This window comes from Bradyrhizobium sp. Ses1 (assembly GCF_059512365.1).
In genome coordinates, this window is sequence record NZ_JCAMOQ010000118.1 from 1 (window position 1) to 6475 (window position 6475).

At 57.8% G+C, this 6475-nt stretch carries 7 protein-coding genes and 1 pseudogene; 5 read left to right on the top strand and 3 right to left on the bottom strand.

The features are described from left to right. Positions 1-72 precede the first annotated feature (72 nt). Genes AC5ZG5_RS45335 through AC5ZG5_RS45345 form a run of 3 tightly spaced genes read right to left on the bottom strand, consistent with a single transcriptional unit; the run spans position 73 to position 1606 of the window. Positions 73-561 (bottom strand): Mov34/MPN/PAD-1 family protein, encoded by a 489-nt coding sequence (locus AC5ZG5_RS45335; protein ID WP_456647089.1) that lies wholly within the window; start codon positions 559-561, stop codon positions 73-75. Beyond that, the gene (locus tag AC5ZG5_RS45340) at positions 558-1160 is read right to left on the bottom strand and encodes a putative metal-binding protein (protein ID WP_456647090.1); all 603 of its coding nucleotides are present in this window, start codon (positions 1158-1160) and stop codon (positions 558-560) included. Before AC5ZG5_RS45340 ends, AC5ZG5_RS45335 begins: the two co-directional genes overlap by 4 nt. Before the next feature lie 2 nt (positions 1161-1162). Further along, the gene (locus AC5ZG5_RS45345) at positions 1163-1606 is read right to left on the bottom strand and encodes a DUF2604 domain-containing protein (RefSeq protein ID WP_456647091.1); all 444 of its coding nucleotides are present in this window, start codon (positions 1604-1606) and stop codon (positions 1163-1165) included. Positions 1607-1771: 165 nt separating this feature from the next. On the opposite strand from AC5ZG5_RS45345, the gene AC5ZG5_RS45350 reads away from it, so the two are divergent. The 5 genes and pseudogenes from AC5ZG5_RS45350 to AC5ZG5_RS45370 all read left to right on the top strand — a co-directional run. Next, complete coding sequence (locus AC5ZG5_RS45350) at positions 1772-2377, top strand: hypothetical protein (protein ID WP_456647092.1); 606 nt, start codon at positions 1772-1774, stop codon at positions 2375-2377. Between the two features lie 10 nt (positions 2378-2387). After that, complete coding sequence (locus AC5ZG5_RS45355) at positions 2388-2786, top strand: hypothetical protein (RefSeq protein ID WP_456647093.1); 399 nt, start codon at positions 2388-2390, stop codon at positions 2784-2786. Continuing rightward, entirely contained in the window at positions 2783-3556 is a 774-nt protein-coding gene (locus AC5ZG5_RS45360; RefSeq protein ID WP_456647094.1) for an ImmA/IrrE family metallo-endopeptidase, read from the top strand. The genes AC5ZG5_RS45355 and AC5ZG5_RS45360 overlap by 4 nt, the downstream gene beginning before the upstream one ends. A gap of 368 nt (positions 3557-3924) precedes the next feature. Continuing rightward, entirely contained in the window at positions 3925-4521 is a 597-nt protein-coding gene (locus AC5ZG5_RS45365) for a hypothetical protein (protein WP_456647095.1), read from the top strand. A gap of 487 nt (positions 4522-5008) precedes the next feature. Beyond that, positions 5009-6172, top strand: a pseudogene (locus tag AC5ZG5_RS45370) (alpha,alpha-trehalose-phosphate synthase (UDP-forming)); the annotation flags it as partial. Positions 6173-6475: the final 303 nt, after the last annotated feature.

The following is a 6475-nucleotide window of genomic DNA, read 5'->3' on the forward strand; positions in this document are numbered from 1 at the left end:
GTCTGGACCAAGAAAAAGGTCCGTCAACGCCGCTTCAAAGGCCGCCGTATCACTCAGCTCTGATTCCGGGTACTAGTCCTCGATCACGATCGTTTGCGCTGCGCGCGCGGCCGGAATTTCACGCCATCTTCCGGATGCATCCAGCCGATATGACGCGAAGCGACCGATATCGAGCGGTCCGGTACTGAAATCAGGCACGACGAGCGAGAAGCAACCGACCGTGGTCGCGACCGCGAATTCGTCGTCGGTGCTGGAGTGGTAGGCGCGGCCGGGATGGCTGTGAATCTGCGCGATCAGTGCCAGGCCGTTCTTGTAGAGCCAGACATTGATTCGGTGCAGTTCTTCGGCACCGGTGATGACGCACACGCCGTCGGCCGTGCGGATGTGGCGCTGGGCCGGTATGATCGCTTGATTGACCTGAAACACCGATCCGTTCTGCTTGCCGGCCCAGAGCCCCAAGCCCTCATATCCCTGGCGACCGACGGCGCGAAGATGGGAATGGACGAGTTGCGCGTCCCGTCGCTTGACCAGGACCTTTTCGACGTGGGCAAGCCGGTTCACTCCGGAATTCCTTGTATATTCGCGATGACCCCGTTCACTTGAGCTTGGATTTGGATGTTGTACGCCGAGAGCGGATCCACGCCGTACATCCAGATCTTCTCCAGAATGAAGACCAAGGAGCCTTCGCCAGAACCGCGATGCAGCAGCCATGAATCCCCCGTATGCGCTGGATTGTCGTGATATTCCCTGACGCCCGGCAGACAGATGAAAGGATAATCGTCCGCTCTATTGGCCTGGATCATGTTCGACACTTGCAACGCGCCTTGTTGAATCAGTGCCGCCATGGCGTCGGGCGGCATCGGTGGCCGTCTGAGCATCTGGAAATGAACGTTAGAGGCGAGTAGTTTCTCGCGCGTGAAAGGGTCTACGAAGAGCACGGACGGCGGCTGCAGATCGTAGTCGGTAAAGTCGACCACGACCCCTGCGACGATGGGCGCAGGCCGAATCTTCGTCGCCGCGAAGACGACGAAGACTTCGGGGAATACGGCATCGAGCAGCAGCCATCCCCGCTTCCGGTAGGTCGCCTCCAGCTTACGGTAGGCGGCGACTTCGCGGTCGAACTTGGCGCGCGAGACCTCGGGATCGACGACCTGTGTCACGGTTAGCCGGCGACCCCCGCCTTGAGGCTGAGGAAAAGGGTGACTTCCTTGCCGAAGTGGTATTCGCCCACGCGCTTTTCCGGATCCAGAACGGTGCCGGCTTCGTCCTTGATTTCCCAATTTTCGGCCGGCTGAGCCAGGTTTTGCGTCTCCTGCAGCGCCTTCTGCCGGACCTCAGCCAGCTTTTCCTTCTCTTCGGCCTCGATAACGACCGGCTGGCCGTTGACCACCATGGTGATCCGCACGAAATGGCCATGATCATGGTCATGATCGTGCTTCTCGCGCTCGCGACGCGCCTCTTCTTCGAGCTCATGCTCTCGCTTTTCGAGATCGCGCTTGATCTTCTCCTCGGATCGAATGACGTCGTCGACGCCCTCGACCTCCTCCTTCAAGAAGTCGGCCTCGCGTTCGAGCTGTTCGACCGATTTATTTCCAGATTCAGACATGTTAGCTAACCTTTCCGGGCCAAAGCCCGCGGTATCGTGGACAGCTCACATGCTGCCATCTACAACCTGGTGCGCTCGCTGAGGCGGATTCGGACACGAAAATATTTTTGTCCGAATCCCCTCTGTCCGGCGCATTCATCAATAGGTTGCCCAACTGGGGGCCTCATGCGGTCCGAAGATTCCGAAGAATCCGGCCCGGGCGCTATCCGCTACACGGCGGCACAGATCCGGGCGGCACTCGATGGGTTGAGCGATAACGACCACCGTCGACTGACGTTGGTGGCGCGTCACTTCGCGCCCCGCACCGATATGTCGGAAGACGATCTCAGGCAGGAGGCCTTCTTGAGGGTCCTGTCGAGCCGAACCTGCAAGGTTGGTGTCGCGATCGTGGAATTCCTCGCCGGCACCATCAAAAGTATCGCGTCGGAAACACCCCGGGCCCGCAAAAGGGCTAGGAAGAATGCCGGGCTGGAGCTCGTCTACGTACCAGAGTACGGCGCCGGCGAGGTCCAAGAGCCGGAAGATCAAAACACGCCGTCTCCCGAAGATCAGGCTTTGGCGCGGACCATGTATACCAAAGAGATCGAGAGAGCAGGGCAGTTGGTGTCGGGGGACTACGAACTCGAACTATTGGTCGAGGCGTTGGCCGACGGCCAGCGTGGGAAAGACCTCGAAGAGGTACTCGGAACCGACACCAAGGGTTTGGCTGCCGCCCGAAAACGGTGGATTCGTAAATTGCAGGTAAGTTTCCCCGACGGCGTACCGCTTTGAGGACACGACCATGAGCGAGAAAGAGCGTGTCGATCGGCTCGACGAGGCCATAATCGAGGAAATCTTGGGGCTGACCGACTCGGAAGCGGCCGAGCTCGTCGGCAAGGATGATGTCGCCGCATCCCGTGAAGGCCTGCTCCGAGCTAAAGGGATGGTCGGAAAGCTGCGCTTGGCCCGTGCGAAGACCGACGTCGCACTCCATGTCGCTGGTGCTCCGACGGTCCGCAGCGGGATGAGGGCCGACGGCCAACGGGTGCTATCTTTGCGAAAATCGGATCCGGTCCTGGACAAGAAGATGACTTTAGCCGCCAGAAGCGGAAGGGCGAACGCGGAGGCGGATGCCGCCAGCCTGGATGAGGACCTTGCGGAACTCGACGCTTGGGAAGCGGAGGATCGAGACCAGTCGTGAGCCGTCGCCTCACTCTTCCTGAGCTGCTTCTACAGGATTTCGGGATAGATCGCCCCGAAGAGATCGATCTACAGGCCATCGCCTGGGAATTGGGCGCGCGGATCAACGTTCGCGAATTACACTCTTGCGAAGCAAGGATCGTCGGACGGGGGGATAGGGCGATCATCACCGTCGACGCCAAGGCGTCGCCCCGACGAAAGCGATTTTCGATCGCACATGAATTGGGGCATTGGCATCATCATCGAGGACGCTGCCTCATCTGCCGGTCGGACGACATCGGTAATCGAAAGCGTTCCGTAACCGATCCGGAGCGGGTCGCCGATGATTATGCATCGGACCTTCTGTTGCCGCGGTATCTGCTCGAGCCGATGCTTAGAGTCTTGCGACGACCCACACTCAAGGCCGTGAGGGAGACTGCTGAAGCTTTCGATGCAAGCCTGACCGCCACGGCGTTGAAGATCGCGGAGACGGATTTCTTTCCGATCATGCTGGTATCCCATTCGCAACAGGGGCGTGCCTGGTTCAGGAAGGCGCCGAGCGTACCGGATCACTGGTTTCCGAAACAGGAATTGGATCACGAGAGCTTTGCGTTTTCCGCCCTGTACGGAAAACATCAGGACAAAGGCGGTCCGAGGCGCATCGGTGCCGATGCCTGGTTCGATCGGAGGGGAGCCGAAGATTTCGAGATCTATGAAGAGACCTTCCGTGTCGCGGCCGACCAGATTTGCACGATACTGTTCTTCAACGATACGAAGATGCTTCGCGACTAACTTCGCGGCTCGCCCACAAGTCGACTTACGTTCTCGTGCCTTCGCTTGGGCTCGACACCTTGGAATAGCTCGTGCAAAGGGTCGAAAACGAAAAGTGGGAAGATCACTCCGAGCTCCTGCTCGCACAGCCCGCCGATATGTCGCAGAAGCCTGAGCCTTTCGTCGCTAAACGATGGGATTCGAACGAAGATGCAGCTTCATTCTATTGGCTGAGGAGAGGCGCTCTTTCGCGCCCTACGCACTGGTCAATTTGAGATGCAATTAGACCCGAGCCCGGGGAACAAAGGTATCAGGCGGAACAGTATGCCTTTCACAGCGTAGCAGCAAAAACCGTGGGTACCGAGATGCTGCACCGAGGAGCGAGAAAAATGTGGCCTTCTCTTGAGGTCGCGAACCGAATAGCCGACATTTCAAATGGGGTTCTCGTAACAAGTTTGGTGGTTGGCGTAATATCGACCGCACTCTCTATTTGGATGACCAACGTGAAAGAGGGGCACTGGGAGGCTGCCCGGCATAGCCTGGAACAAAGGCTCACTCCTCGGAAGATGACCCTCGAACAAATGAAATCAATAAGCAAGACAATGGCTGTGTTTGCGTCCGCTGCCACGCAAAACAAAACGCAAAGAGCCTTTATTTCTGCATATCCGTCATCAACAGAAGCAGCATCGTTGGCTGAGCAAGTTCGCGCCGCTCTTTCGGACGCTGGATGGCAGATCGATGAAGTCCCCGATGGCTTCATTAAGTCGCAGGTCCCGCGCATAGGGGTGATCATCTTCACAACTGATAGCTCAAGAGGAAAATCAATTGGGCTAGACTTGGCGTCGGCACTGAATGCTTCAGGAATAGAAGCCAACGTTTCAGACGTGCCAATGGATTATTTCGAATGCAAGAAATACCACCTCGCCGAGAACATTGATCCCATCTGTTCCCCGGTAATAATCGTGGTGGGTGAGTACTCGCGCTAGGAAGGCCCTCAGTTAACCTTGCCCCTGTTTGACAGCCCCCCGCGGGCGTTCGAGGCCGGAAAGGCACAAGGTAACATTGCGGCGCTTTGCCTACGCCCACGTATTGCCACTTGTCGATCGTTGAGCGCCGCATGAGCAACCGAGCGCCGATAAAGTATCTCAAAATCTCATGCTCCGCGCGACGGCCGGAGATTGATGCTAGCTAGTAGCCAGACTGTTGCTGATATGATCGTGCGACGAATCCCCATCTTGCGTCAGATAAGCCCTTGGGTGCGACCAGTAAGTGATTGATTATTCTCGACCCGTCGCTGACTCTTAATCAGCGGGTCCCAGGTTCGAGCCCTGGTGCGCCCACCACAGGAAAATCCTTATTTTCCAAGACCTTCGCAGGATAACGGTCGAGAACAAAACGAGTCTCGTGCGACTCCAAGAGGCCGATGCTCGCCGCAGGGAACCCAATGTCCAGGCGCTCGGTAAAGGCGAGCTTATGACGCTTGATCTGCCGGGCGAGCACTATGGTGGCTATTATGAGGGTTTTGCGAATTCGGTGCTCTGGCCAGCGTTGCATTGGTTTAGCGAACTAGTCAGCTTCTCGCAGCACGATTATGACAGCTACCGTGCGATTAACGAGCTCATGGCGCGCTCGCTGCTCAAGTTCAGCGAGCGGGACGCGTTTTGGGTGCACGATTATCATTTCCTTCTGCTTGGCGCTAGGTTGCGTGAGCTCGGTCTCGACCGGCCCATCGGCTTCTTTCTGCATACACCGTGGCCAGAGCCCGTCGTGATACGGGGGGTGCCGCCTCATCGTGAACTGATCTGGTCGATGTTGGCGTACGACCTGATCGGTTTCCAGACCGAGAGGGACCGCCAGAATTTCCTTGCCTGTGTCGATAACAAAATCGGGCTGACCACCGAGGATGGTCATGTGATCTCGCGTCATGGCCGAACCCGATGCCAGGTATTTCCAATCGGGATCGATGCAGAGCGGTTCGCCAAATATGCTGAGGAGTCGATCTCGCAGCCCTATGTCTCGTCCCTTCCGCGCGGTCTGAACGGCGAGAAGCTTGCGATAGGCGTCGACCGGCTAGATTACACCAAGGGTGTCGACAAACGCATCCACGAATTCGCACGTCTGTGGACCAAGAAGCCGCGCAGTATCTCGCTCTTGCAGATCGCTAACCCGTCGCGCGGTGGCATCAAAGCCTATCGCAATCTGGGGAACTACATTGCCGGTCTCGTCAGCGATGCCAACAGCGAGCATCGAAATGTCAACTGGACGCCGATTCGCTATTTAAACTCGAGCTTCAGCCAAGCCGTACTCGCCGGTCTCTACCGAACCGCGGACGTCGGCGTGGTGACGCCGTTGTCTGACGGCATGAACCTGGTGGCGAAGGAATATGTCGCCGCACAAGACCCCAACGATCCCGGCGTGCTCGTCTTGTCGAAATTTGCGGGCGCGGCCCAGGAGCTCGACGGCGCACTGCTTATCGACCCCCGCGAGCCTGGCGACATCGAGCGTGCGCTTTCGATGGCGATCTCGATGCCACTCAAGGAGCGCCAAGAACGCTGGGAACCGATGATGAGCAAGCTTAAAGACCATAGCATTCAGGAATGGTCGGCGAACTTCGTGCGTGCGTTGGAGAGAAGCCGGAGAGTGGCAGAGCCGTTCAATAGGCCGGATGCCGGGGCGCCGAGTAGCTCAAAACGGCGGAAGCTCGGGGACGAGTCAGCAGAGAGTTCGAGCCAGTTGGACTTATCGCCCAAGCCGCCGCCTGCAGCGACTGGCTACCTGGTACTACCTAAGGTTTATGCAAAAATCGACGGCTTCGACTTTGACCACGGCCCCCAACGGGCCTCCGACGTCGTGATCGGCGCACTTACTCATAGGTCAGAAATATAGGCGACATTGTTGCGGCGTTGGTGTATGCTATCGGCATGAAACGCGACGGCCGAC